The following is a 26,242-nucleotide window of genomic DNA, read 5'->3' as shown; positions in this document are numbered from 1 at the left end:
CTTCCTCCTCTTTCTTTTTAATATAGTCAAATCAGTAGACGGTTTCTTTGAAGAAGAACCCAGTATCAAGCTTTCGGTTCGCCGGCTGAATTTCTTCAATCTCAGCAAGAAGGCCATCTTTTATTTCATCGTATTGGTCCGGGTCTTCGACACATAGATCAATAGCTTTTCTGTAGAGTTTAGTGACTTCGATAATATAGTCCGGGCTTTTTAATACCCCGTCAATTTTAAATGAATCAACACCTGCTTCAATCATTTCCTGCAGTTCATCTATAATGCAGATGTCATTAGGGCTCATGATATGGGTGCCATTTTCATCTTCGAAGATCGGGTATTTGTTTTCCCGTTCCTTGTCGTGAAGGAACATATTTTTTTCCTGTTTGCGGTTTTCAACTTCCAGGGCTTTTCCCTGATATTCATAATAATTGCCAAGCAGGGAGCGCTTTGATTGGAACATTGCTGTCATGCCATGAACCTGCACTTCAATTTCTACTTCAGCATTTTCTTTTATTTCTATGATGGCATCCATATTAATCTCTCTTGCCAGGACTGCGCGTTTAGCACCCTTTCTGCCCCAGTAATTGCATGTATACCAGTTTGTTGCAGTAGTTTCGGTATTCCAATGGAGCTTCATGTCAGGGGCAGCCGAACGGGCTGCCATTAATACAGCCGGATCCCCGAAGATAACAGCATCAGCATTTATTTCTTTTAAGAAACTGATATAGTCCTCGAGCTCAGGCACTTTATCGTTATGAAATAAAGCATTCATCGCCACAAACACTTTTTTTTCATGCTTGTGGGCAATTTCCACCGCTTTTTTCACATCTTCCCTTGTGAATTCTCCTGCAAGCCTCAGTCCATAACGCTGTTCACCTACAACAAAGGCATCTGCACCAGCCGACACAAGCTGCTCGATATCTTCAACTCTTGTGGGTGTTACTAACAGTTCAGGTTTTTTCATTATTATCACCTCTTTTTACTAATTGCCACGCCATCCCCAACAGGCAAAATAACTGTGTGATATTCAGGATGACTCATTAACCATTTATTAAACATATCAATTTTTTTAACCAGATTCCGGATACGTTTATTTTCTATATCAGATTCACACACAAGGCCTTTAAAGAGGACATTATCTGTAATGATTACACCGTCATCAGATAGATAGCGGGAATATAATTCAAAAAACCGCTGATATTGCCCCTTTGCTGCATCGATAAAAATTGCATCATAGGGTCCGTGTTTTTTGACGTCCTCCTCAACTTCCAGTGCATCTCCCTTTATGATGAGGATTTGCTCCTTTTTCCGGGCTTCATCTATATATTGCTCGGCTAGCTGGTAACGTTCCACATCGCGTTCAATTGTAACAATTTTTGCTTCAGGAACTGCGAATGCCATTCTGAGTGCAGAATAGCCAATTGCCGTGCCTACTTCCAAAATCGCTTTCGGCTTTTGGATGCGCAAAAGCTGAAGCATCGCCTCGATTCCTGCCAGTTCCATGATCGGAACATTATGTTCCTTGGCGTATCGCTCCATTTTGTTCAGTAAGTGTGGTCTTTCAGGTATTATTTCCTCTATATATGCATGCAGCTTATCATTCATCAAGCTGGCATCACCTCGATCAGACGGAATTTTATTGTCCAGCTGCGGCTCTCAGGACTCCGGGTCTAAGCCGTTTCCCTCCAGAAGAAAATACGCCTCTTACAGGAATCGTCTTAATCTTGTCGTCCCTTTCCGCTATTCTATTTAGACATGAAAAAATAGCGTTCACAGATAGGATGTGAAAATGCGCTGTGCGGCATTCCGGCTTAGGTGAGCCTGTATCCATGCTTGTCCGTGATTTACGCTATCGCAAAGCTTGTATTAAAACACCTGATCTATTTTACCATAATTAAAAGGGGAATGCTATATCTGCACATTCCCCTTTTTTGCTGTTTAATTATTTGTAATATGCTGTGCTTTCTTTTGGTTATGCTCATCTAGAGTTTTTGAGAAAAGCACTTCTCCTGTAGATGTAGCCAGGAAGTACAGGTAATCTGTCTCTGCCGGCACCAATGCTGCTTCAATTGATGAAACGCCGGCATTGGCAATTGGTCCGGGCGTCAGTCCAGGATACTTATATGTGTTGTATGGCGAGTCGATCTCCAAGTCTTTATATAGGACCCTTGATTTATGTTCTCCATGTGCATACAGGACAGTTGGATCTGTCTGCAGCGGCATTCCTGTGTCTATCCGATTGTAGAAAACACTCGCAATCTGATCACGGTCTACTTTCGCGGTTGCTTCTTCCTCTATGAGCGATGCCATTGTCAACAATTTGTGGGGGGTGTATTCCCGCTGCTCCATGTCACCTCTATACTCTTTAATAACTGATGCCGTTTTATCGAGCATAACTTTGACAATTTCCTCTATAGTCGGATCTTCTTTGTAAAAAGGATAGGTTGCCGGGAATAAGTATCCTTCTAGGGGATACTTAATATTCTCTGCAAGGATTTCCTTTGTCAGCAATTCAGGATATTCTGCTATTAAAGACTCAATAAAAGCTTTATCATTGAGTTTCTTCAAAACGTCTTCAGGTTTTTTATCAGTCTTTTCGGCAATAATTCCTGAGATCTGCTCAAGCTGTTTTCCCTCCGGAATGGTGATCTTAAAAGCCATTTCTTCCATAACCTTACCTGTTTTCAAGCTATCCAGGATTTCCTTCATGTTCATGGAAGGCTTCAATTCATATTCTCCAGCCATGAATCCAGCTTCATTTTTAAATTTTACATAATATTTAAAGACACGCGCATCCCTGATAATCCCATTTTCTTCAAGAACATTGCCGATTCCTGTAACAGATGAACCGATTGGTATTTCTACTTTCTTTGACTTATCATTGTCGGGATCAACAGGCTTTAAAGCTGAATTAATATAAAAATATCCGCCGCCAATCACTGCAGCAGCTGAGATTAATAATATGATTGCAACTATCATTACAATTTTCCGGACTACTTTCGCTTCACCTTGGCGCTCAATCATTTTTTCGCGTATTATTTCTTTTTTCCCTTTTTTATCGTCTGCCGACATCACATATCCCCTCCGTTCCAAAGACGTTGGCTTCTTTTGCAAGAGACAGGCCAATAGCATGATGTTATCCAGTATTAACCAGTATACTTGCTTGCCAACAAGCCTAAGAATATCGTTGTATCATCTTTGTTTCCTGATACATCTCGGCTAATTATACTATATTTTCTTTTGGAAGTCGCAGGATATTACAAAAACCAAAAAGATTCGCCAATAATTTCCACGCTTTTCACTTTTGGTTTTATAAATTTTAGGCCTTTTGAACTCATATCAGAATTCGGAGAGAAAAAATAAAAAACTGGCCCGGGGGGCCAGTTTTATTAATCTTCTTGCTCATCAAGGAATGTGTTAAGCATTTCTTCAATTAAATCCCATTCCTCTTCTGTTTCGATCGGCTGAAGCTCGCCATCCTTGCTGTCTTCGCTTGGGCTGAATGCAGATGCGTGAATTTCAATTTCTTCATCGTCATTTTCATCTGCCCCCACTGGGTAGTACAGGACATATGACTTGCCGAATTCTTCGGAATCAAACGTGAACAATACTTCGCAAAGCTGCTCGTTGCCTTCCTCGTCAATTACAGTAATGTTGTTATCTCCATGGTTCATTTCTGTTCACCTCATTAAATTTGGCTATTTAAAAAGCCTTGTAAAATCATGACGGCTGCCATTTTATCAATGACCTTTTTCCGTTTTTTGCGGCTGACATCCGCTTCAAGCAAAACTCTTTCAGCTGCCATCGTAGAGAGACGCTCGTCCCATAATACGACTGGAAGACCAAATAGCTTTTCCAGCTCTGAAGCATAGAATTGGCTTGCTTCACCTCGGGGGCCAATGGTTCCATTCATATTTTTTGGCAAGCCGACAACAATTTTACTGACTTCATGCTCTTTTATTATTTCACTAATTCTTTCAAAACCAAACTCTTTTTCTTCCTCGCTGATTTTGATGGTTTCCAAGCCCTGCGCTGTCCATCCAAGCGCATCGCTTAGAGCGACGCCGACTGTCTTAGAGCCGACATCCAGTCCCATAGTCCGCATGTTTATCCCTCACGCTGCTGTTTTAAGTATGACTTAACCAATTCTTCGATGATCTCATCCCGTTCAAGTTTACGGATGATATTGCGGGCATCCTTATGGCGGGGAATGTAAGCTGGATCCCCGGACAGCAGATAACCGACAATTTGGTTAATAGGGTTATACCCTTTTTCCTGGAGGGCCCCATAAACTTGAAAAAGAACTTCATTCACATCTTGTTCGATTGGTTCTTCAGGAAAATTGAACCTCATTGTTTTATCAAATGAGCTCATATCTTACACCTCGCTTTTCTGTATGAAGGATGAGGATAGCTTATATGTGCCGGACCTGAAATCCGGTGAACAGCCAGCTTGTCCAGCTCTTCATAACGGTTTGGCCTGCCGCCTGAATAAACAGAGCGATCAATAAATGATCTTGTTCCTGACAGGAAAACATGGTGAAGAACAAGCTGTTTCTTCCTGATGATGAACAATCTCTCTTGGTTACCTACATTTTACACTACTTTTCAGGGATATCAAACGGATTTAACCCATTCTTCCACAAATTGCAGAGCACTTTCAAGTTTTTCCGGGTCTTTTCCGCCAGCCTGGGCCATGTCCGGACGGCCGCCTCCGCCGCCTCCGCATTTTGCAGCGACTTCTTTTACCGCTTTGCCTGCATGGAAGCCTTTTTTGATCAGATCATCTGTTACCCCTGCTATAATATTCACTTTACCCTCATTTACACTGCCTAATACCACAACTGCAGATCCGAGTTTTTGTTTTAAATCGTCGGCCATATTGCGCAGATTATTCATGTCTGACGCCTGAACCTTCTCAGCAAGAACAGTAACGCCGTTGACTTCTATTGCCTTTGATACCAGGCTCCCTGCTTCAATATTGCCCAATTTTGCAGCTAAAGATTCGTTTTCCCGCTGCAGCTGCTTCATTTCTCCAAGCAGCACATCAATTCTTGAAGACAAATCTTTTGGATTGGTTTTTAATTTGCCTGAAGCTTCTTTTAAAACATGAATCTGGTCATTCATCAGCTTATATGCAGCCTCGCCAGTTACAGCTTCAATTCTGCGTGTTCCAGCCCCAATTCCACTTTCCGATTGAATCTTAAACAATCCGATAGAAGAAGTGTTCGGAACATGGCACCCGCCGCAAAGCTCAAGACTGTAATCCCCAACCTGAACAACACGGACAATCTTGCCATATTTCTCACCAAATAGAGCCATAGCCCCCATTGCCTTTGCCTCATCAATATCCTTGAAATTGATATCAACTTCAAGGCTTTGCCAAATTTGTTCGTTGACAATAGCCTCAACCTTCTCAAGTTCTTCAGAGGTAATTTGCCCGAAATGGGAGAAGTCAAAGCGCAGGCGATCAGGGCCTACAAGGGATCCAGCCTGGTTGACATGGCTTCCCAATACATCTTTTAAAGCCTGATGAAGCAAGTGAGTTGCAGTGTGATTCTTGATTACCTTAGAACGGATTTGCTCATTTACTGAAGCCAATACAGATGCTTCAGCCTTCAGCGTTCCTTCTTCAACGACAGCTCTATGAAGGTTTTGTCCATTTGGCGCTTTTTGAACATCCTTAATGGAAACCTTTAAACCCTCTGCTTCAAGAGTTCCCTGGTCCGCTATCTGTCCGCCGCTCTCTGCGTAAAATGGTGTTTCATTCAGGATCAGCTGAACTTCTTCACCCGCATGAGCTTCTTCAATTAATTGCCCTTCCTTCACAATCGCAGCTACTCTTGTTTCTGTCTGGAGCTTTTCGTATCCAACAAATACGCTTTCAGTTTTCAGTTCCCCTAATACGCCGCCTTGGACTTGCATGGAATCTACATCCTGACGCGCTGAACGTGCACGCTCGCGCTGTCCTTCCATTTCCTTTTCAAATCCGGCATGATCCACTTTCATACCTTCTTCTTCCGCATATTCCTCAGTTAATTCTACCGGGAATCCGTACGTATCATAAAGTCGGAAGACATCTTCTCCCTGAATCGTAACACTGCCTTTTTCCTTTTCTTTCTTAATAACAGAAGATAGGATGGCAAGACCTTCATGGAGTGTTTCATGGAAACGTTCTTCTTCGTTTTTGATGACCTTTTGGATAAATTCTGTTTTTTCTTTTACTTCCGGATAGAAGTCATGCATTATTTCTCCTACTACCGGCACCAAATCATACATGAATGGCTCGTTTATATTGATTTGCTTGGCATATCTGACTGCACGGCGAAGCAATCTTCTCAATACATAACCCCGTCCTTCATTGGAAGGCAGTGCACCATCCCCCACTGCAAATGCTACTGTACGGATATGATCGGCAATAACTTTAAATGCAACATCCGTTTCTTTAGAAGCTCCATATTTCTTGCCCGAGATTTCTTCTGTTCCGCGGATAATTGGCATAAATAGATCTGTATCAAAGTTGGTAGGCACATTTTGAACGACAGATGCCATCCGTTCAAGTCCCATCCCGGTATCAATATTTTTCTTTGGAAGAGGCGTATAGGTGCCATCTGGATTATGGTTGAATTCAGAAAACACAAGGTTCCAAACTTCTAAATACCGCTCGTTTTCACCGCCAGGGTATAGTTCGGGATCTTCCGGATCATTTCCATATTCAGGTCCGCGATCATAGAAGATTTCTGTATTTGGACCACTTGGGCCTTCTCCGATATCCCAGAAGTTTCCTTCCAGGCGGATAATTCTTTCTTCCGGAACTCCTACTTTTTCCCGCCAGATTTTAAAAGCTTCGTCATCTTCGGGATGAATCGTAACAGATAGCTTTTCTTCTTCAAAACCAATCCAATTTTTATCAGTCAAAAACTCCCAAGCCCAAATGATTGCTTCTTCTTTAAAGTAATCACCAATTGAAAAATTGCCCAGCATTTCAAAAAATGTATGGTGCCTTGCTGTTTTGCCTACATTTTCAATATCGTTGGTGCGGATGGATTTTTGGGCATTTGTAATCCTTGGATTCTCAGGGATGACACGGCCGTCAAAATATTTTTTCAGAGTGGCGACACCACTATTAATCCAAAGCAGGGAAGGGTCTTCGTGAGGGACTAGGGAAGCGCTGGGTTCAACAGCGTGTCCTTTCTCCTTGAAGAAGTCTAAAAACATTCGGCGTATTTCAGCACCTGATAATTGTTTCATTCTAACCAGCCTCCTAAAAATATGTAAAAACTTTTAAAAACAACAAAAAAAGCCCTCATCCCTGGACAGGGACGAGAGCTTGCTCGCGGTACCACCCTGATTATGGAAGTTTTACGAATAATGACCAGAACTTTATCCAGTTCATTAGTAAATCCCCCATCTCTCAGATCCTTAACGCGGATAAACGGCAGGGATTAGCTGCACTCGGGATTAGCTTTCTGTTATCCTTCATCTAGGAGTTCTTTCAGCCTGGGAACTCCCTCTCTTTTATGAATGCAATACTGGCATTTCACGCAGATGGCCTATAACATACTTATTCCGTCACCATGTTTAATATAGCTTTATAGACGAATTATAGCGATTTATCTTTATTGTTGTCAACATCATGATGGCGTTCCGGTGATTTTTGGCTGTTTATTTTTTGAAAAGTGTTTTTTCGCATGTATGATGCTTACTTTAATGACAGCTAAAATCGGAACTGCGATGATTAAGCCCAATATCCCTGCTGCTTCCCCGCCAGCCAGCAAGGCCAGCATAATGAGAAGCGGATGCATATGAAGGCTTTTTCCAACAATCAGGGGTGATAGGATATTCCCCTCGAGAAACTGAAGAACTATAATGATGCCAATCGTAATCACGATCATCTTGACCGATAAAGCAGAGGCAATGATTACAGCCGGGACTGCTCCGATAATTGGGCCAAAATAAGGAATTACATTGGTAACTCCGATTATAGTGCCAAGCAATAGAGGATAGCGAATATCAAAGATCCAGAAAAGCAGAGAAGATATAGCTCCGATGGCCGCACATACCAAAAGCTGGCCTCTAATATAGCTTCCCAGGGACTTATCTACATCCCTTAAGAATAAAACGCCTTCCTTTCTCCATTTCCTTGGCGTCAAATACCAGGCAGCTTTTTTCATAATCGAAAAATCTTTAAGGAGATAAAAAGAAATAAAGGGAATAACAGCGATAATCACAGCATAATTCAAAACATTAAGAAAAAATGTGATTACCTTCGATAAAAGATTATTTAACCGTTCCTCAACCGCTGCAATGACATCATCTATCCTGGTTTGCAGGCCATCAGGCCATGTTGATGTTTTACTCTGAATAAGGTCGATCCATTCCCGGTACTGATCGGCAAATTGAGGAGCATTTTCTGCAAGATCACGCAATTGATGAATAAAAGCTGGAATCCCTTTATATAAAGCTAGTCCGATCCCCCCGAAAAATAAAAAATAAATAATAAAAACGGCAAACCCTCTATGAAGGCCAGTTTCATGCAATTTTTCCACAATCGGGTGAAGGAGATATGTAATAAATGCTCCAATGACAAAAGGAATGAATACTGCCAATAAGATTTCCAGAACAGGCATCCATAATGCCTGAAGCTTTAGAAAAACTAAAATCACAATAAACAAGAGAAGCAGAAATCCAAGCCGGTAGTACCATTTCATTTGAATATTCAATATGGCCCGCCTCCTTGTTTTTATTGTGATTGCTTCGTGGGGATTTATGCATCGTATGTAATAAGCAAGCGCGAATGCCTTGTTCATGGGACAGGAGCTCAAGCATTCAATTCCACAAAAAAGCTGGCCCTTTATAAAGAACCAGCCCCAAAATAATTTTAAAATAAAGCTTTCGTTATTCTTTTTTGCATGCGTTTCATTTTTCGGCCTGATATCATATTATTCTTTTGCGCGTAATTATAAGCAGCCATGCCTGCCCCAAGCATCATTGCAGAGGTTAATATTTTGTTCAAACTGGCTCACCTCTTTCGTCAATAATTACGAAAGAAACCGGCGCTCATCTTCTTCAAATAAATCATCAAGGGAGCTAAGTGTACCATCTTCCTCTACTTGATGGGTGTTAATGACCCCTTTGGACAAGGAAAGTTCTATAAAGCAATTCCAGCAGTAAAATTGGTTAATTCCAATTTTTCCAATATCTTTGCTCTGGCAATTTGGACATTTCAGCACGGAAAAGACACCTCACTATTTTACATTTACAATTATGGCGTCTTTTCCAATTGCAGGCGGGTCATCGGTTTTTATGACACGTTTTCCTTCCAGCACATCTGAAAAGAAGCCATCCGACAGTTCGTACCCTACAATCGTGCCCAATTCTTCCTTGAAGTATACATCCTCAAGTAAGCCCAGCCGTTCACCTTCCTGGCTCATAATTATTTTTCCAGTTAACCGGTTATGGGTCTCACATGTATAATCCTCATGTTTTGGAATTGCTTGCAGAACAGAGGAATCTTCAATCATTACTCCATCCCATCCAAAAGATGCCACGTCCTCAATATTGATGATAAATGTCTTTTTCAGAAGAGCGCCCTTTCGCAGCAGTAATCCCTGTACTTTACCGGTGCCTGAAATGGATAAATCACAAATATCGCCTGCTTTATTGCCGGTTTTCAATTCAAAGACCGGCAAACCTTTTAATAAAGAAAATGTCCGCAAAGAGAATCCCGCCTTCCCGAACATTTTTAGTTTTCACTGCCCCTCAAAAAACATGACGGAAAACCATTGCCATGGGAGCCAAAAAATATTTTCTCTCCCAGTTTAGTTCTAAGAATAAGTTTTACTTGCCGGTATATCTCGGCTTATTAAAACGCTCATTACGCTCTCCACCATCCGAAAGTTCCTCTGAAAATTCATAATCCGGCTGCTTCGGCTTTTTACGCCGTTTCACACCATGGAGATTGAGAAGAGAGCTTCTGCTTTTATTATTCATGTTCACTGCTCCTCTATATAAATTTATAATTAAACGGCTACACAGTCCTTCTATTGCCAGGATTTTTTAATTCCCCTTTGGCTGAATCTTTCTTATTATCACCTTTAACCAGGTCAGCGCTGGAGGTTAGATTGGAGGCTGCCAGCTCTTCTGAAGCCATATTGTTGTTTGGTGCAGCTTCTTCATTCCACTTTCCCATAAAATCCCTCCTATAAATCTGATGGTATACAAAAAGAACAGTCTGTTATTTAGACTGTTCTTTTTAGCTATATTCTTTTTCCATAAAATCATACGGTGTTATATTTCCCATTCCTATCATGGGATCGGCGCGGAGAAGCTTTTCCTCGAGGGTTAGTGTTTCCTGCAGAGAAGATTCAGCTGTATCTTCCTGCACTGTTTCATCATTTAATGGGATTGCATCTCTAAGCTTTTCAGATAAAGTTGTCAGGCGGGCCTGTTCATCCGCACGTTCCACACCGATTTTTAACGCATCTTCCTCACCGCACAGTATTAAAAATTGTCTGCTGCGGGTAATGGCGGTATAAAGAAGATTTCTTCTAAGCATCCTGTAATAGCTTTTAACAACAGGCAAAATGACAATAGGGAATTCACTTCCCTGGGATTTATGGACAGAACAGCAGTAGGCATGAGTGATCTGATTGAGATCCTGCCTTGTGTATGCAGCTTCCGCACCATCGAAGGATACGACAATCATATCCTGTTTTTCCGTATTTTCCTTTGCGTAAAAAATAGAAACAATCTCACCCATATCCCCATTAAACACATTATTCTCAGGCTGATTGACAAGCTGAAGGACTTTATCGCCGATTCTGTATTTCACATCACCAAAGGACAGCTCTTTCCTCGTTCCATCAGCATTTGGATTCAGAATTTCCTGCAATATTTCGTTTAGCCTGTCAATTCCTGCGGGTCCGCGGTACATAGGGGCAAGCACCTGAATATCTTTTGAAGAATACCCTTTCTTTTTGGCATTCAGGACAACCTTTTCAACAACATCCGCAATTTGGCCCGGCTGGCATTTAATAAAGGAACGATCAGTCTGCTGTGCAGAAATGTTCGCTGGAAGTTTGCCCTTCTTCATTTCGTGGGCCAATTCAATGATTGAGGATCCTTCAGCCTGCCTGTAAATATCTGTAAGTCGAACAGTAGGAATACGTTCTGAACGCAAAAGATCTTTCAAAACCTGGCCTGGACCCACTGAAGGCAGCTGATCTTCATCCCCTACAAGGATTACCTGCATATTTTCAGGGAGAGCCTTGAAAAGCTGATTAGCAAGCCAAACATCAACCATTGATGTCTCATCAACAATTAAAATTCTGCCTTCCAATGGACTCTCTTCGTGACGGTCAAACCCTTCGGTCCCATTCCATCCAAGAAGGCGGTGAATGGTTACAGCGGGCAGCCCTGTTGACTCGGCCATCCGTTTTGCAGCCCTTCCTGTTGGTGCAGCCAGCAGGAACGGAAAAGGCTCTTCCTTTTTATAGTCTTTAGGTTCAAGGGAGCAGCCATGCAGCTCGGCATATAATTCAACAATTCCCTTAATAACAGTTGTTTTTCCTGTACCCGGGCCGCCAGTCAGTATCAGCATAGGAGACATAAGAGCTGTTTGAATGGCTTCCTTTTGGGTTGGGGCATACTGAACACCCAGACGTTCCTCCAGATTGCCAAGGGCCAAAAGAAATTCCGACTCCGGGAACTGTTCATCATACTGTGTTTGCTTAAGGATCCGTTTAATATTGGTTACAAGTCCCTTTTCAGAAAAATATAGGGATGGAAGGTATATCTTTTGGCCTTCAGCCATGATCTTCCCTTCCTCTTCAAGCTTAATGAGTTCATTGGATATATCCTTGTATTCAATGGTATCACGCTTATTTTCTTCTAAAAGCTTCTTCACACTTTGCAGAAGAGGTCTTGCTTCAATATAAACATGGCCTGCCTGCATGCTTTCCATTTCAAGTATGTAGAGGCAGGCTGCTTTTAAACGATCAGGATGATTTCCTGATATGCCGATTTGATATCCCAGTTCATCTGCACGGCCAAAGCCGACTCCTTCTATATCCTCAACCAGCTTATAAGGATTGTTTTGAACGACTTCGATCGTCATTTCTTTATACACTTGATAAATTCTCATGGAAAGCTGCGGGCCAAAACCATATTGATTAAGCGCAATCATGGCTTGCTCAAGACCTTGATGTTCCATAAGCGTGTCGTAAAGCAATTTAGCTTTTTCAGGTGACAGTTTTGGAACCTTATCAAGGATAGAAGGCTGATTAAGAATGCGTGTGATTGCATCTTCGCCAAGTGTCTCGACGATTTGCTCGGCGGTTTTCTTTCCAATCCCTTTAAATAATTCGCTTGATAAATAATTGGCTACACCTTGCTTGGTCTGGGGAAGATCTTTCCTGTAATGGCTTGCGTGGAATTGGACGCCGAACTTAGGGTGGTCTTTGAATTCACCATAGAAAATATAAGTTTCATGCTCATGCATCTTTGGCAGATAGCCTGTAATGACCGCTTCTTTTTCATCATAAGAGTCATTCGTTTCATCAACCCGAATGCGCACAACCGTATATAAGTTTTGTTCATTATGAAAGATTGTGACAAGGTGTCTGCCTTTTATGAACTTTCCCTGTTCGGCAAAAAGATCCATGGAATCCTGTTTCTCCATTATTTTTCCCTCCCCATAGGGCAACTTTTAGTTCAATTCACTGCCGCCTTTTTCAATCAGCTTTTTTCCATAGCCGGCAAGCATATGGTCCGGCTGGATTTCCAGCGCCTTATTAAAGTAAGCAAGTGCTTCATTTTCCTCTTCTTTAAATCCATATGCTACTCCAAGGTTATAATAAGCATCTGCATGCTCCGGCTCAATTTCAATGCACTTTTTCATCTGCTGGATTGCTTCATCAATATAATCCAGCTGTGCCAGGCATAATCCATATTGAAAATATGCTTCAGCATCGTCTTCATTCAGCTCCACACTGCGCTGCAAATAAGGCAAAGCCAGTTTGCCCTGGTCAAGTGCAGTTAGCGACATACCAAGCATGAAGAAGTTATCTCCGGTTTCCAGGCCTTTTTTCAATGCTGTTTCAAACATTTTTTTGGCTTCGTCAAACTGCTGCAATTCATAATATAAATTCCCCGCACTGTAATACGCAGCACCGGCATTTTCATCAAGTCCTATTGCCTTTTCATAGAACTTCAGCGCTTTTTCGTTTTCCCCTACAGCTGATAACACATTTCCAAAGTTAATATAGGAAACAGGATCAGAAGGATTTTCTTCGATTGCTTCCATAAAAACTTTCGCTGCTTCTTCCCATTTTCCTTCCTGCATATATTGAATACCCACTTGGTTCTTATCCATTATTCATCACTCCATTCCAATCAAAGTATAGCATATTTGAATTTTCCTTTTCCGCTGTCGGCTATTCCCCATAATAAAACCCCGATTCTATGTAAGAATCGGGGTCCCGCCTTTTCTTAACCCACATAATCCAGCTGTTTGCCATCTTTGAATATTTTATCAATTGTTCCCCCGCCAAGGCACTCGTCTCCATTATAAAAAACAACTGCCTGCCCCGGGGTAACAGCTCGGATTGGCTCGTCAAAAATAACTTGTACTTTTCCATCTCCAAGAGTATGAACTTTTACTCTGCTATCAGCCTGGCGGTATCTGAACTTAGCCGTACATTCAAATTCCTGCGGCAGATCTGAATGGGTAACCCAGCTGGCATTAACAGCAATAATGGAGTCTGAATAGAGCATTTCATTGTGGAAGCCTTGTCCAACATACAAGACATTCCGTTTCAGATCTTTGCCAATTGCAAACCATGGTTCACCTGCTCCGCCAATGCCAAGTCCATGTCGCTGCCCAATCGTATAATACATCAGGCCATCATGCTTGCCGACAGCTTTGCCGTCCATGGTTTCCATGTTCCCTGGCTGAGCGGGAAGGTAATTTCCAAGGAACTCCTTGAAGTTACGCTCTCCTATAAAGCAGATGCCCGTGCTGTCTTTCTTTGCTGCAGTTGCCAAACCGGCTTCCTTTGCCAGTTCACGCACTTTTGATTTTTCAATATCGCCAATAGGAAACATAACTTTTTCGAGCTGTTCCTGTGTTAACTGGTTCAGGAAATAAGTTTGGTCCTTATTATCATCAAGGCCTCTCAGCATTTTGTATTCGCCATCCCTGAATTCCACGCGTGCATAGTGGCCAGTAGCCAGGTAATCTGCGCCAAGGCTCATAGCGTGTTCAAGGAAAGCCTTAAATTTAATTTCCTTATTGCACATGACATCGGGATTGGGTGTTCGTCCTGCCTTGTATTCTTCAAGAAAGTAGGTAAACACCTTATCCCAATATTGCTTTTCAAAGTTGACTGCATAATAAGGAATTCCGATTTGGTTGCATACCCGGATGACATCATTGTAATCCTCTGTGGCGGTACATACACCGTTCTCGTCGGTATCATCCCAGTTTTTCATAAAAATCCCGATCACATCGTACCCCTGTTCCTTCAGAAGCAGGGCCGCAACAGAAGAATCAACGCCTCCGGACATTCCAACCACTACCCGGGTATCCTTTGGATCTTTATTCATCTATTTCACCTCAATTCCTTGCTTATAAATTTTGCCCGTTGATTTCCGCTGCAGGCACGCAGCGAACCAGCGGGGAGGAATGAGAGCCTCCTCGGCTTCGCCTGTGGGGTCTCTCACTTCCCTCTCCTCCCGCAGGACATTGAATTTACTTCCCCGAATAGCACCGCACGAAGAAAATGCGGATGCATTATCGAGGATCAAGTGCCCTCCGCTCCAATCAACTTAGTGGCTGAATTCATATTTTCAAATATCTTATCTATTTAGCCAGCCGCTTCACGATTTTGGCTGTTTGTTCTGCTGCCCTTTCGGCTTGTTCCTTTGTGTTAAACAGGCCAAAGCTGAAACGGATGGAATTTTGCAGTTTGTCTGATCCTTTTCCAAACATGCTGACAAGGACGTGGGATGGATCGATGGATCCTGCAGTACAGGCCGACCCGCTTGATGCTGCTATTCCAGCCAAATCAAGATTAACCAGCATGGCTTCAACATTTGTTCCGGGAAAGCTTAAGTTTAAAACATGAGGCAGGGAATAATCAAGTGATCCGTTCAGTTCAAAAACAGCTTCTTCCTGCTTCAATTTATTCATGAACAGCATCTTAAAAGAATGCAGCTCTTCCCGCTTAGTTTCCATCTCCTTCTGAATGATCAGGACAGCCTCCTGAAAGCCTGCAATAGATGGGACATTTTCAGTTCCTGCTCTGCGCTTTCTTTCTTGTTCACCGCCAAAAAGGCGTGAAGAAAGTTTCACATCAGGATGGGCATATAAAAATCCGATTCCTTTTGGGCCATTAATTTTATGGGCGGAGACAGAAAGCAAATCCACTCTCAGTTCCTGCACATCAATTTTTTCAATCCCAAAAGCTTGAACAGCATCGGTATGGAATTTAGCAGGGTGCTCCGCTAATAGCTCGCCTATTTCCTTAATCGGCTGAAGGGTCCCTATTTCATTATTTCCATACATGATGGTTACAAGAATGGTATCCTCCCTCAAAGCTTGTTCTACGTCCTTTACCGAAACACGCCCATTCGGATCAACAGGCAAATACGTTACCTCAAAGCCCTGTTTTTCAAGCTCCTCACATGCATGTAAAACCGCATGATGTTCAATTTGCGTTGTGATGATGTGTTTACCCTTATGGCGGCAGGATTCAGCCGTTCCAAAAATTGCATGATTATCAGCTTCAGTACCGCCGCTTGTAAAAATAATGTCATTGGCTTTTGCACCAATGCTGTTTGCTAAGGAAGATCTTGCTTCATCAACAATATGGCGTGCACTCCGCCCGAAATAATGAATACTTGAAGGATTTCCATATTCAGATTTCATGACTTCAGTCATCCGTTCAATCACTTCCGGATGCATTGGCGATGTTGCCGCATGGTCAAGGTATATTCTTTCCAATCTATTTCACCTACTTCATTTCGTCCTGCTGTTTGCTTTTTTACATATGAATTATCCCCTGATTAAGGACTAAATATAAAACATATAAGCATCCGATTCACCGGTATCCGTATGGCTGGCAAGGTCTTCGAGTGTTGTATTATCAAGCACATCTTTCACGGCATCACGAATGCGCATCCATAGTTCTCTCTTTGCAGGCTCTTCATCTTCAATGCCTTCCACCGGGCTGATCGGCCCTTCAAGCACTCTGATAATATCACCGGCAGTAATTTTTGTCGGTTCTTTTCCTAAAATGTATCCGCCGTATGCACCACGGATGCTTTTAACAAGACCGGCATTCCGGAGCGGCGCTATAAGCTGCTCCAGATAGTGCTCAGACAGGTCATTCGTCTGGGCAATCGACTTTAACGATGTAGGGCCTTCCCCATGCTTTTTAGCTAATTCAATCATTATAGTTAAACCATAACGGCCTTTAGTAGATATTTTCATCAGCTTGCACCTCTATCCTTTTCTTTAAGCATTTGATTCGCATAAATATCCTTTTCTTTAAGCTTTGCCAAAAATCGGTCAGTTAAAGCCTGGCACTGCGGCAAAGCTGCCCCGACAATCGGCCCGACTGTCAAGCTGAGCACAATGGTTCCCCAGAAGACAGGTCCTCCAAGCTGCCATCCAACTGTCAGTACAGCAATTTCCATTAAGGCTCTGACATTTCTGACCTTCCAGCCAGTTTTTGCTGTCAAAGCAATCATCAGGCTATCCCTTGGCCCGGCTCCAAGCTGAGCAGAAATGTAAAGCCCCATTCCGTAGCAATAAACAATTATCCCTATCCCAAACATGGCCATTTTTCCAGCAATCCCATTTGGTGTCTGCATAAAAGGCAAAAGTAAATAGGCGTCAATAAACAGACCAATCAGTATCATATTCAAGAATGCACCGGCCTGTGGAAATTCCTTTGAAATCAGTGCTGCAGCAGCTAATATGAAGATCCCCACAATGATGGACCAGCTGCCTATCGTCAGGCCAAGCTGGTAGTACAGCCCAACATGCAGAACATCCCAGGGAGTTGCCCCTATATCAGCTACTATTAATAAAACAATACCCAGGCTCATGACAAGCAGTCCTGTTAGATACACCATAAACCTGGGACCGATTTGCCCTTTATTTTTCAATAACATGTGCTCAACGCTCCCTGCAAGACCTGCTTTAATATATGAAGATTAAATCCTTAGTAATATTATAGACTTTTGACATTATAGCATATTTTAGGAGGAAAAGGGGCGGGACTGGTTTGAACTAAGGGCAATGCTGACTCTGGCCTAATTAATTTCGCAGCCAGATATGTTATGGTATCTTAAATAAAAAGCGGAAACTTTGCTAAAAGTTCTAAGCAGGCTGCAAACTGCCTGCAAAAGGCTGGAGTGATAACGTTGAACATTAAACCTCTTGCATACCGGATGAGACCGAGAACGATTGATGAAATCATCGGCCAGGAGCATCTTGTTTCAGAAGGAAAAATTATCTATCGCATGGTGCAGGCTAAACAGCTTTCATCGATGATTCTGTACGGCCCTCCAGGTATTGGAAAAACCTCGATTGCAAGTGCCATTGCAGGGAGCACCAAATACGCTTTCCGCACTTTAAATGCTGTGACTAACAATAAAAAAGATATGGAAGTGGTAGCGGCAGAAGCCAAAATGTCCGGAAAGGTTATTCTCCTGCTGGATGAAGTCCATAGACTTGATAAAGGCAAACAAGATTTCCTGCTGCCCTATCTGGAAAATGGCAGCATCACTTTAATTGGCGCCACAACCAGCAATCCATATCATGCAATTAACCCGGCTATCAGAAGCCGGTGCCAAATTTTCGAACTAAAGCCGCTGTCTGCTGATGAAATAAAAAGAGCACTGACAAGGGCATTGCTGGATAAGGAACGAGGTCTTGGCAATAAACAAACTGATGTTACCGATGAAGCGCTGACGCATCTTGCCACCGCTTCAAATGGTGATGTCAGAAGCTCGCTTAATGCATTGGAACTGGCTGTGCTTTCAACAAAAGAAGATGAAGAAGGAATCATTAAGATTGATTTGTCTGCTGCCGAGGAATGCATTCAGCGCAAAAGCTTTACACACGATAAAGATGGAGATGCCCATTACGATGTCTTATCCGGTTTTCAAAAGTCCATCCGCGGAAGTGATGTAAATGCGGCATTGCATTATTTGGGAAGATTAATTGAAGCAGGCGACCTGCAAAGCATAAGCAGAAGACTTTTGGTTATCGCCTATGAAGATATCGGACTGGCATCTCCGCAAGCCGGAGCCAGAACCCTTGCAGCCATCGAAACAGCTGAAAGGATTGGATTCCCGGAAGCAAGGATTCCGCTGGCAAATGCAGTCATTGAGCTCTGCCTCTCTCCAAAATCCAATTCAGCATACACAGCATTGGATTCTGCAATTGCGGATATCCGCGCAGGAAAAAGCGGTGAAGTCCCTGATCACTTGAAGGACGCCCACTACAAAGGAGCAAAAGAGCTTGGCAGAGGCATTGGCTATCTATATCCCCACGATTATGAAACAGGCTGGGTCAAACAGCAGTACTTGCCGGACAGAATAAAAAACAAGGTGTATTATCAGCCTAAGAAAACAGGCAAATTTGAACAGGCATTAGCATCTGTCTATGAAAAACTCCTTAAATAGCAAAAGGTCTGGCAGCGATGCCAGACCTTTTATTAATTTTGCGCTTTTATGCAGAAACATCTCTTTTATTAAACACATAAAATGCAAGCACCTGGAAAAGCAGGAAGTATATTAGTATCATCAAGATTGAAAATCCAATCGTCATCCCCTGAACCATTGGCATCCCTTCAAAATATTGAAGGAGGTCTGTATTGGCAAATAGGCTGTACTTTGCCCAATCATATTTCATTGCAATCAGCCTTGTAACCTGTCCTCCCATAAACATGAGAAACAAGGAAAGTCCTATTGCCAGCGAGCTATTCCTGAAAACAGCTGAAATCATAAAAGCCATGGTTGCCAGCATAAGCATATTAATGGATTTAAGGCCATAATAAGCTATCAGATGAAGTCCCATACTTTGTTCTGTCACTGTTCCATTGTAATAATATAAATAAGGAAATGCTTTTTCAGGAAATCCAAAAAGGAGTCCGCCAAGCAGTGCTGAATATCCAAAGAGGATGGACAGCACCAGCAGACCGAATAGAACAACGGTAATATACTTTGCTCCCAGGATTTTTACTCTTTTGATAGGCCTAATCAAAAGAAGCTTGATGGTTCCCCATGAAAACTCACTTGCCACAATTCCTCCGGCAATGATGATGGTAAACAGGCCGGCAAATTCTATCAGCTGTGAGGTATCTGATACAAATCCCCAGACAGAGTATTCCTGATTCGGTGAAATATCATTTTTAATTCTGTATTCGTTAATGGCAATCTCCCTCTGATACTGTTCTTTCATTTCTCTGGGTGCCATTTCCCCCATCTCTTCAAGCTGTTTTTGATAGCTTTCGTTTTGAGTCTGCAGTCCCCTTTTCCATTCCGTATTATCCGGGACCGTCCCTCCGCTTTCCTGATATTTTATAAAGGCACCTGCTACAGTCGTCATGATTAAAAGCAGTCCGATCATAACATATGTGCCCGGCCGCCTAAAAATCTTCATCCACTCATTTTGAATCAGCCCGACCATCACCTGCACCCCCTTTATACTCTGTTACTTCAAGAAAACGGTCTTCCAATGTTTTGGTCACTTCACGCACAGCAAATATTTTTATGTTTTCCCGGACAAACTCCTTTATCATTTCAGGTATCTCGTCCCGGACAAGCGGAAGAATCACACTATTTTCTGTGAATTGAACAGGCAAATCAGGCTGTGCAGCTTTTATAATTCTGTTCGCTTTTTCAGGATCATCCACTTCTACTTCATAAACTTTTTCTTTCCCCTGTACAAAATCACTGATGTGCTGAACATCAATCAATTTCCCGTTTTGAATGATGCCGATTCTGTCACACATCATCTCCATTTCAGATAGTAAATGGCTGGAAACAATGACAGCCATTTCTCTTTCTCTTGCAAGCATCCTCAGGTGATCCCGAATCTCCCTGATGCCGGCAGGGTCGAGCCCATTCGTAGGTTCATCCAGAATGAGGATTTTGGGATCATGCAAAAGACACTGTGCCAGACCAAGCCTCTGCCTCATGCCAAGCGAGTATGTTCTGACTTTATCATGAATCCGATCCGCCAGTCCTACAAGTTCAACCGTTTCATTAATTTTTTCTTTAGTTACACCTTTTGACATTCGTGCATAATGAACCAGATTTTGATAGCCTGACAAAAACTTATACATCTCAGGGTTTTCTACAATGGCTCCAATATGAGAAACCGCCTTTTCAAAATCTGTTTTAATGCTGCTGCCAAGAATTTTAATGTCCCCTGAAGTAATGCCGATCAAGCCCACCAGCATTCGAATAGTGGTGGTCTTACCTGCACCGTTTGGGCCAAGGAAACCGAACACCTCTCCCTTTTTCACCTCAAAGCTGACAGAATCAATGATCGTCCTTCCTTTTATCACTTTTGTAACATCCAGAATTTCTACAAGAGTATCCATATATGTATCCTCCTCCCATCTTTTAAAGTTTTGTCTCGTTTGCAGACGTCTTTTAAAGTCGGGATCATAATTTGACTTACACTTTGTTATTTTACCTTTCAACAACTGAGAATGGAATATTTTCGTCTATTAGGGTGACGATAAGCCTAACAATCGTATTTTCCGAGGTGGTTAAAGGAATGAAGGAACGGAAAGACTTATGGAAACCGGAAGAGGATCATTTACTCGAAGAGACAGTGCTTGAATACACATCAAACGGGGATACAAAAGCATCAGCTTTTAAGAAGGCAAGTACTGATCTCGGCCGTACAGTTTCAGCATGCCAATACCGCTGGAACACAGTCATAAAAAAAAGGACAGATTATGGATCCCGAGAAATCGCAAGCAATAAGGCAGCCAGTCAAACCAATGAAACTCCTGACAGTGTTCCCCCTGCCAATTTGGCTCAAGTCATACACTTCTTAAGGAATTTTGCGAAAACACAGCCTAATTCAGAGCAAATGAGGGAAAATAAACGTCTGCACGAAGCACAAGTGGAATTAAAACTTCAAAATGAGCAGTTAATCAGAAGGTTGAAGGACAAGGAAGCGGAATTTGAAAATCACCTTCTGCAATATGAAGAAATGGCAAGCATCCTGAAAGAAGCCGACCAGCTGCTGAAGCATGACAGCAAAGAAGAGAAAAGAGCCGTTCATTGATTGGAGAGATTCCAGAACTTTATATGCGAAAGACCGGCATGCAGCCGGTCTCTTTTCAGTCATTTACACGTGCAATTTTAATATCGCTTAATAGTTCTTTAACTACATAGCTGGCCATGATTAAACCTGCAACAGAAGGAACAAATGCATTTGAAGATGGCGGCATTTTGGCTTTTCTGATTTCAGCATTATCTTTCCCAACTGTTTTGCGGACATCCTCCCGGATAACGATCGGGCTTTCATCAGAGAATACAACCGGAACGCCTTTTCTGATTCCTTCTTTTCTCAGGCGCGTGCGGATAACCTTAGCAATCGGGTCAGTATGAGTTTTGAAGATATCAGCAATCTGGAACCTGGTCGGATCCATTTTATTTGCAGCACCCATGCTTGAAATCATTGGAATCCCTCTGTTCAAGCATTCTTTCATTAAATGAATTTTATAAGAAATCGTATCGGAAGCATCAACTACAAAGTCCAGTCCATAATCAAAGAATTGCTCATAGGTTTCCTCTGTATAAAACATTTTCAAAGCAATAACTTCACAGTCAGGATTGATATCCTTAATTCTTTCTTTCATTAAATCCACCTTTGGTTTCCCGACTGTAGATAATAAAGCGATGACCTGTCTGTTCACATTTGTGATATCAACATCGTCTTTATCAACCAGCACAAGCCGGCCAACACCGGAACGTGCCAGTGCTTCCGCAGCAAAGGAACCAACTCCGCCGATGCCCAGTACTGCAACGGTACTATTTCTCATTTTTTCAAGGCCTTCTTTGCCAATAGCCAATTCATTCCTGGAAAATTGGTGAAGCATATATATATCAACTCCATCAAATGTTATTTAAAAAGCATGTATTATCTAATACCCGATAATGAATATATCATACTTGAATTTTAAAACAAGTAGTTCTATAGGATTAATTACATTAAACAATTTACCATTAATTAAATTCGAAAACTTCCTCTCCAATAGTGTTAACAGCACTATAATATTTAATCCTTATCACCTTTCAGCAATAGCACTGTTCCAGTACGATCATAATGAATAGGACAACAAAAAATCCATGCTCACAAGCATGGATTTTATCAATCGTATGTATTAAAGAGTCCCAATCGTGCCGTCGCTGTTGATGCCCTCGTTTTGAACCCGCACTCAGCAGGTGGGTGTCCTGTTTCCTGCGTTTGTAAGTCCTCATCCATGAGGCTTTTACGCTGCGGGAAAACTCCGGACTCCCGAAGGAATAATGTTGGTCAAAATTTCAGGTTTTACAACGAACACATCAGGACTCTTTATTTATTGATATGATCATATCACACGGTTTCTTCTTTTTCAAGCTGATGAAATGGGGCAAACTTGAACAAATTTATCCATTTTATTCCTTAAAATTAGACATCCTGTCTAAAAATCAGGAGTTACTTCCCAGTTTAATTTTCTAAAAAATGAATTTTTTCTTCTATTTAAACATTATATAGGAAATTACTCACTTTTTTTCAAGTTAAGCGCTAAGTGCAAATCATTAAGCTGGGACTGGCTAACTTCACCAGGAGCTTCTGTAAGCACACAGCTCGCACTGGCTGTTTTAGGGAAGGCAATCGTATCTCTCAGATTTGTTCTGCCAGCCAACAGCATCACAAGCCTGTCTAATCCAAGTGCAATTCCGCCATGCGGAGGAGTGCCATATTCAAATGCTTCAAGCAGGAATCCAAACTGTTCAACAGCTTCCTCTTTTGAGAAGCCAAGCACACTGAACATTTTCTCTTGAACGTCTCTTTCGAAAATACGCAATGAACCGCCGCCAAGCTCGTAGCCGTTTAATACAAGGTCATATGCTTGTGCACGGACTTGAGCTGGATCTTTATCGAGAAGATTTAAATCTTCTCTGGCAGGCATTGTAAATGGATGATGGGCTGCATAATAGCGGCCTTCTTCCTCATCGTACTCAAGCAGCGGCCAGTCTGTAACCCAAAGGAAGTTAAACTTGCTTTGATCAATCAGATCAAGCTCTTTTCCAAGCTTTAATCGCAGAGCGCCAAGTGCATCTGCCACAACGTTTTTCTTATCAGCTACAAAGAGTAGCAAGTCTCCAGGTTCTACTGACAGAGCTGCATAGAAAGCTTTTTGTTCATCCTCAGTCACAAACTTGGCAATCGGACCTTTTAATCCGTCTTCTTCCGCTTTTAACCAAGCAAGCCCTTTTGCACCATAAACAGCAGCAAACTCTGTTAGGGCATCAATATCTTTTCGTGAATACTTTCCTGCACCATTTTTTACATTAATGGCCTTTACCTGTCCCCCGGAAGCTACTGCTCCGGTAAATACTTTGAAGCTTGAATCTTTTACTATTTCCGATAGATCCGTCAATTCCATTTCAAAACGTGTATCCGGCTTATCAGATCCAAAACGGTCCATCGCTTCCTGATAGGTCATGCGCGGGATTGGAAGCTGGATATCCAGGCCTTTCACTTCTTTCATGATCTTTTTCATCATGTTTTCCATCAGGCCGATGATTTCTTCCTGGCTCATAAAACTCATTTCGATGTCGACCTGAGTAAATTCAGGCTGGCGATCTGCGCGCAGGTCTTCATCACGGAAGCATCTTGCAATTTGGTAATAGCGTTCAAATCCCCCTACCATTAATAACTGCTTAAAGATTTGAGGCGATTGCGGAAGAGCATAGAATTCACCAGGATGCACACGGCTTGGAACTAAATAGTCTCGGGCTCCTTCCGGGGTGCTCTTCGTTAAAATCGGTGTTTCTATATCAAGGAATCCTTCGCCGTCCAGAAAATCCCTCATCGTTTTTGTTACTTGATGACGCATCTTAAAGGTATCAAACATGACTGGGCGTCTCAAATCCAGATAGCGGTATTTGAGGCGGACATCTTCGGAAACATCCGTTTTATCATCAATGACAAAAGGAGGTGTTTTTGCTTCATTTATGATAGTGACTTTCTCTGCTTTAATCTCAATGCGCCCTGTTTTCAGGTTCTCATTGATCGTGCCTTCTTCTCGTGCAATTACTTCTCCCTCTATATCAAGAACAAATTCATTGCGGATCTTTTCAGCTGCTGCAAGAGCTTCAGGGGAAACTTCCGGATTAAATACAACCTGAACAATGCCTGTGCGGTCACGAAGATCCACAAAGATCAGACCGCCTAAATCCCGGCGTTTTTGTACCCAGCCTTTTAAGCTTACTTTTTCTCCAATAGCTTTTTCCGTTACTTCCCCGCAAAAATACGTTCGCCCAAACATTCTAATTCCTCCCAAATATAAAGCTGTTTTATGATTGATAAAGCTCTGTAAATTTTTCAATAAAAGAATCAAGATCAAGCTCTGTTTGTTCTCCCGATTCCATTGATTTCACATTTATTTTGTTCGCTTTAAGTTCATCTTCACCCAAGACAGCAACAAATTTTGCATTCGACCGGTCTGCCGCTTTAAACTGGGCTTTAATTTTTCTGTCAAGATAATCTCTTTCAGCAGAATATCCTGCCATTCGAAGTTTTTGAAGAAGGCCGACTGTATAATCCTTTGCTTCCTCTCCAAGGGATACAAGGTAGCAATCAATGCCCTTATTAAGAGGCAGATCCACCTTCTCTGCCTCAAGAGCAGCGATGAATCGCTCGATACTTAAAGCAAAACCTATTCCCGGCGCTTCTGGACCGCCAATTTCCTCAGTGAGGCCATTGTACCGTCCGCCGCCGCAAAGAGTTGTAATAGCGCCGAATCCTTCGGAATCGCTCATAATTTCAAAAGCAGTATGATTGTAATAATCCAGGCCGCGAACAAGATTTGGATCGACAGTAAAGTCAATATCCAGGTTCTTTAAATACTTTTGAACCTTCTCAAAATAGGCTTTTGAATCATCATTTAAATAATCAATGATGGATGGAGCCGATTTCATAAGTTCATGTTCACGATCCTGCTTACAGTCCAGGATGCGCATTGGATTTTTCTCAAGGCGATTCTGGCAATCCTGACAAAACTCCCCGATCCGCGGCTTGAAGTGGCTGACCAGAGCCTCTCTGTGTGCCGAACGGCTTTCTTTATCTCCCAGGCTGTTCACAATCAATTTAAGCTTTTGCAGTCCCATGCTTCTATAAAGTGACATTGCCAGTGCGATAACTTCCGCATCAATTGCCGGATCCGCGCTGCCGATCGCTTCGACGCCAAATTGGACAAATTGGCGGAAACGTCCTGCCTGGGGGCGTTCATAACGGAACATAGGTCCCATATAATAAAGCTTTACAGGCTGGCTCGCATCACCGTACATTTTATGTTCAACGAATGATCTTACAGTCGAAGCTGTTCCTTCAGGGCGAAGTGTCAGGCTTCGTCCGCCGCGGTCTTCAAACGTGTACATTTCTTTTTGAACAATATCCGTCGTGTCTCCAACACTGCGCAGAAATAATTCTGTATGTTCAAAAATAGGTGTTCTGATTTCACGATATTGAAACTTCTCACAAAGTTCCCTGGCCTTTTCTTCAATCAATTGCCATTTTTCAACTTCCCCCGGCAGAATGTCCTGCGTTCCCCTCGGTATTCGGATAGACATGAAAATTACCTCCTAATGCAAAATGATATCTATGTACAAATTATTGATCCTTATATGATCTAGCCAATAAAGCAGCCATGATCACAATCTCCAAAATAAAAAAACTCCCGCCTCCTTGTATATTAAATACAAGGGACGAGAGTTTGGTTTTCCCGTGGTGCCACCCTAGTTGAAGCCAATAAATAAACTTCCTCTTTTACAGTTAACGCCTGTTAACGTTCAGCTCCTACTAAAGATCACGCCTTTTTCAGAGAGAAACCTACGAAGTGTTCTTTCGTTAAATCATCATGTGAGAATGCTTTCAGCCGTGTGGCACTCTCTCTCTTTTCATGTGGGGTTTAACTACTCTTCTCCATCAATGGTTT

At 42.3% G+C, this 26,242-nt stretch carries 26 protein-coding genes, 1 other RNA gene and 1 other annotated feature (1 of these 28 only partly in view); of the genes, 2 read left to right on the top strand and 25 right to left on the bottom strand.

What is annotated here, in order from left to right:
- Positions 1 to 31: 31 nt before the first annotated feature.
- From QUF73_23425 to QUF73_23335, 19 genes are all read right to left on the bottom strand, one after another.
- Positions 32 to 961: a peptidase U32 family protein gene (locus QUF73_23425; protein MDM5229061.1), complete on the bottom strand. Its 930-nt coding sequence runs from the start codon at positions 959 to 961 to the stop codon at positions 32 to 34.
- Positions 962 to 966: 5 nt separating this feature from the next.
- On the bottom strand, positions 967 to 1,602 hold the full coding sequence (locus tag QUF73_23420; GenBank protein ID MDM5229060.1) for an O-methyltransferase: 636 nt from the start codon (positions 1,600 to 1,602) through the stop codon (positions 967 to 969).
- 333 nt (positions 1,603 to 1,935) lie between these two features.
- The gene (mltG, locus tag QUF73_23415; GenBank protein ID MDM5229059.1) at positions 1,936 to 3,069 is read right to left on the bottom strand and encodes an endolytic transglycosylase MltG; all 1,134 of its coding nucleotides are present in this window, start codon (positions 3,067 to 3,069) and stop codon (positions 1,936 to 1,938) included.
- A 317-nt stretch (positions 3,070 to 3,386) separates the two neighbouring features.
- A complete protein-coding gene (locus QUF73_23410; protein ID MDM5229058.1) occupies positions 3,387 to 3,671 on the bottom strand; it encodes a DUF1292 domain-containing protein in 285 nt (94 codons plus the stop codon).
- 14 nt (positions 3,672 to 3,685) lie between these two features.
- The gene (gene ruvX / locus QUF73_23405) at positions 3,686 to 4,102 is read right to left on the bottom strand and encodes a Holliday junction resolvase RuvX (protein MDM5229057.1); all 417 of its coding nucleotides are present in this window, start codon (positions 4,100 to 4,102) and stop codon (positions 3,686 to 3,688) included.
- A gap of 2 nt (positions 4,103 to 4,104) precedes the next feature.
- A complete protein-coding gene (locus QUF73_23400) occupies positions 4,105 to 4,371 on the bottom strand; it encodes an IreB family regulatory phosphoprotein (GenBank protein MDM5229056.1) in 267 nt (88 codons plus the stop codon).
- 242 nt (positions 4,372 to 4,613) lie between these two features.
- Complete coding sequence (gene alaS / locus QUF73_23395) at positions 4,614 to 7,247, bottom strand: alanine--tRNA ligase (protein ID MDM5229055.1); 2,634 nt, start codon at positions 7,245 to 7,247, stop codon at positions 4,614 to 4,616.
- Between the two features lie 383 nt (positions 7,248 to 7,630).
- Positions 7,631 to 8,719, bottom strand: a complete 1,089-nt coding sequence (locus QUF73_23390) for an AI-2E family transporter (GenBank protein ID MDM5229054.1) — start codon at positions 8,717 to 8,719, stop codon at positions 7,631 to 7,633.
- 158 nt (positions 8,720 to 8,877) lie between these two features.
- A complete protein-coding gene (locus QUF73_23385; GenBank protein ID MDM5229053.1) occupies positions 8,878 to 9,012 on the bottom strand; it encodes a YrzQ family protein in 135 nt (44 codons plus the stop codon).
- Positions 9,013 to 9,037: 25 nt separating this feature from the next.
- Positions 9,038 to 9,229, bottom strand: coding sequence for a hypothetical protein (locus tag QUF73_23380; protein MDM5229052.1), 192 nt, complete (start codon positions 9,227 to 9,229; stop codon positions 9,038 to 9,040).
- Between the two features lie 15 nt (positions 9,230 to 9,244).
- Positions 9,245 to 9,715: a PRC-barrel domain-containing protein gene (locus tag QUF73_23375; GenBank protein MDM5229051.1), complete on the bottom strand. Its 471-nt coding sequence runs from the start codon at positions 9,713 to 9,715 to the stop codon at positions 9,245 to 9,247.
- A gap of 121 nt (positions 9,716 to 9,836) precedes the next feature.
- Complete coding sequence (locus tag QUF73_23370) at positions 9,837 to 9,989, bottom strand: hypothetical protein (GenBank protein ID MDM5229050.1); 153 nt, start codon at positions 9,987 to 9,989, stop codon at positions 9,837 to 9,839.
- Between the two features lie 37 nt (positions 9,990 to 10,026).
- Positions 10,027 to 10,188, bottom strand: a complete 162-nt coding sequence (locus QUF73_23365; protein ID MDM5229049.1) for a hypothetical protein — start codon at positions 10,186 to 10,188, stop codon at positions 10,027 to 10,029.
- 63 nt (positions 10,189 to 10,251) lie between these two features.
- Entirely contained in the window at positions 10,252 to 12,678 is a 2,427-nt protein-coding gene (locus tag QUF73_23360; protein ID MDM5229048.1) for an ATP-dependent RecD-like DNA helicase, read from the bottom strand.
- Between the two features lie 27 nt (positions 12,679 to 12,705).
- Positions 12,706 to 13,371, bottom strand: a complete 666-nt coding sequence (locus QUF73_23355) for a tetratricopeptide repeat protein (protein MDM5229047.1) — start codon at positions 13,369 to 13,371, stop codon at positions 12,706 to 12,708.
- Between the two features lie 116 nt (positions 13,372 to 13,487).
- Complete coding sequence (gene mnmA / locus QUF73_23350; protein MDM5229046.1) at positions 13,488 to 14,603, bottom strand: tRNA 2-thiouridine(34) synthase MnmA; 1,116 nt, start codon at positions 14,601 to 14,603, stop codon at positions 13,488 to 13,490.
- 256 nt (positions 14,604 to 14,859) lie between these two features.
- A complete protein-coding gene (locus tag QUF73_23345) occupies positions 14,860 to 16,002 on the bottom strand; it encodes a cysteine desulfurase family protein (protein MDM5229045.1) in 1,143 nt (380 codons plus the stop codon).
- Between the two features lie 69 nt (positions 16,003 to 16,071).
- Positions 16,072 to 16,491 (bottom strand): Rrf2 family transcriptional regulator, encoded by a 420-nt coding sequence (locus tag QUF73_23340; protein ID MDM5229044.1) that lies wholly within the window; start codon positions 16,489 to 16,491, stop codon positions 16,072 to 16,074.
- Positions 16,491 to 17,177: a YitT family protein gene (locus QUF73_23335; GenBank protein MDM5229043.1), complete on the bottom strand. Its 687-nt coding sequence runs from the start codon at positions 17,175 to 17,177 to the stop codon at positions 16,491 to 16,493. The genes QUF73_23340 and QUF73_23335 overlap by 1 nt, the downstream gene beginning before the upstream one ends.
- Positions 17,178 to 17,429: 252 nt before the next feature.
- Here QUF73_23335 and QUF73_23330 point away from each other — a divergent pair, with 252 nt between their 5' ends.
- The gene (locus tag QUF73_23330; protein ID MDM5229042.1) at positions 17,430 to 18,695 is read left to right on the top strand and encodes a replication-associated recombination protein A; all 1,266 of its coding nucleotides are present in this window, start codon (positions 17,430 to 17,432) and stop codon (positions 18,693 to 18,695) included.
- A 46-nt stretch (positions 18,696 to 18,741) separates the two neighbouring features.
- Here QUF73_23330 and QUF73_23325 read toward each other — a convergent pair whose 3' ends face one another.
- Both QUF73_23325 and QUF73_23320 read right to left on the bottom strand, forming a co-directional pair.
- A complete protein-coding gene (locus QUF73_23325; GenBank protein MDM5229041.1) occupies positions 18,742 to 19,701 on the bottom strand; it encodes an ABC transporter permease in 960 nt (319 codons plus the stop codon).
- Positions 19,679 to 20,620 (bottom strand): ABC transporter ATP-binding protein, encoded by a 942-nt coding sequence (locus QUF73_23320; protein ID MDM5229040.1) that lies wholly within the window; start codon positions 20,618 to 20,620, stop codon positions 19,679 to 19,681. Before QUF73_23320 ends, QUF73_23325 begins: the two co-directional genes overlap by 23 nt.
- 179 nt (positions 20,621 to 20,799) lie before the next feature.
- Between QUF73_23320 and QUF73_23315 the strand changes: the two genes are divergently transcribed.
- The gene (locus QUF73_23315; GenBank protein MDM5229039.1) at positions 20,800 to 21,318 is read left to right on the top strand and encodes a hypothetical protein; all 519 of its coding nucleotides are present in this window, start codon (positions 20,800 to 20,802) and stop codon (positions 21,316 to 21,318) included.
- Between the two features lie 55 nt (positions 21,319 to 21,373).
- Here QUF73_23315 and QUF73_23310 read toward each other — a convergent pair whose 3' ends face one another.
- From QUF73_23310 to hisS, 4 genes are all read right to left on the bottom strand, one after another.
- The gene (locus tag QUF73_23310) at positions 21,374 to 22,135 is read right to left on the bottom strand and encodes a tRNA threonylcarbamoyladenosine dehydratase (protein MDM5229038.1); all 762 of its coding nucleotides are present in this window, start codon (positions 22,133 to 22,135) and stop codon (positions 21,374 to 21,376) included.
- Positions 22,136 to 22,423: 288 nt separating this feature from the next.
- Positions 22,424 to 22,611: non-coding RNA, 6S RNA (gene ssrS / locus QUF73_23305), on the bottom strand.
- A 187-nt stretch (positions 22,612 to 22,798) separates the two neighbouring features.
- Positions 22,799 to 24,574 (bottom strand): aspartate--tRNA ligase, encoded by a 1,776-nt coding sequence (aspS, locus tag QUF73_23300; GenBank protein ID MDM5229037.1) that lies wholly within the window; start codon positions 24,572 to 24,574, stop codon positions 22,799 to 22,801.
- 28 nt (positions 24,575 to 24,602) lie between these two features.
- Positions 24,603 to 25,877: a histidine--tRNA ligase gene (hisS, locus tag QUF73_23295; GenBank protein MDM5229036.1), complete on the bottom strand. Its 1,275-nt coding sequence runs from the start codon at positions 25,875 to 25,877 to the stop codon at positions 24,603 to 24,605.
- 128 nt (positions 25,878 to 26,005) lie between these two features.
- Positions 26,006 to 26,242 (bottom strand) — a binding site (T-box leader) (it continues 3 nt past the right edge of the window).

The sequence above is a fragment of the Cytobacillus sp. NJ13 genome (assembly GCA_030348385.1).
Taxonomy (GTDB): domain Bacteria; phylum Bacillota; class Bacilli; order Bacillales; family Cytobacillaceae; genus Cytobacillus.
This window is presented reverse-complemented; position numbering and strand designations above follow the sequence as displayed.